1 pseudogene is annotated in these 1,188 nt (G+C 40.2%); it reads left to right on the top strand.

From position 1 onward, the window contains the following. Positions 1-939, top strand: a pseudogene (locus QZ657_RS00605) (G-D-S-L family lipolytic protein); the annotation flags it as partial. Positions 940-1,188: the final 249 nt, after the last annotated feature.

Raw genomic sequence — 1,188 nt, 5'->3', positions numbered from 1 at the left:
CCGGGAGTTGGCTTTGACGGCAGTTATGGAGCTTTGATAGCTTCCTTGACCGCAACGGGAGCTAAAGGTGTTGTGGCTAATATTCCTAATGTAACAGATGTACCACATTTTACTACGGTGCCACATAATCCGTTAGACCCTACTAATCCAGATTTTGGACCACAAATTCCTACCTTGAACGGAATCTTTGGTCAGTTGAATCAAGTTTATGAATTTTTAGAGGTACCGGAGCGTTCTATTAAATTTTCGGAGACGCAAGCAAGTGAGGTTGTGATCAGGGATGAAACATTACCGGATTTGTCAGCTCAGATTGCGGGTGTTTTAATTGCTAGTCCTACTTTTCCTGCATTTGTAGAATCATTTGGATTACCGGCGCAGGCAGCACCATTGGTTGCCGGTTTGTTGGGTAGTACATATGGACAAACAAGGGAGGCTACGGCAGATGACTTATTTGTATTGCCAAGTTCTTCTATAATAGGAACGGTAAATTTAGAATCTGTTTCCAATTTAATGGCAGCAGGCTTGCCACAGGCATTGGCAGGTCAGTTTTCTGTAGAAGGAATATCACTTCCCTTAGAAGATAAATGGGTTTTGATACCAAGTGAGCAAGATGAAATTGCAGAAGCAACCGCAGCCTTTAATGAAATTATAGCGGCTACCGCTAGTCAGGCAGGTTTGGCCTTGGTAGATGCAAATAGTCTTTTAAATCAGTTGGCCAATGGCGGTATTACAAGTGGAGATTTCACGTTACAATCAAATTTAGTGACCGGTGGCGCCTTTTCTTTAGACGGTATTCACCCAACAGCTAGAGGTTATGCCTTGTTGGCAAATGAGTTTATGATAGCAATAGATGCTACTTATGGCTCTAATTTTGAAGAATCAGGTAGTTTGTTGAATGTAGGTGACTACCCTACCAACTACCCGGCTACGCTGCAATAGTAGCATGTATAATACTAAGATTTTAAAGGTGCTTTATGGGCACCTTTTTACTTTTGTAAAAAAGGAAAAAAACTATTTTTCATTAAAGTTGAAAACTATATCTTTGCAGCCTGAAAATGAGAGCATTTTTCAGGTTATATTAAACGTAATACATAAACATATAAGTAATGTCAAAAGTTACAGGTAAAGTTTCGCAAATCATTGGACCCGTGGTTGATGTAGAATTTCAGTCAGGTGCTGATCTTCCTA

The organism is Maribacter sp. (genome assembly GCA_020629415.1).
In the GTDB taxonomy this organism is placed as follows: domain Bacteria; phylum Bacteroidota; class Bacteroidia; order Flavobacteriales; family Flavobacteriaceae; genus Maribacter; species Maribacter huludaoensis.
The sequence above is the reverse complement of the archived record's forward strand: the minus strand, read 5'-3'. Positions and strand labels throughout refer to the sequence as shown.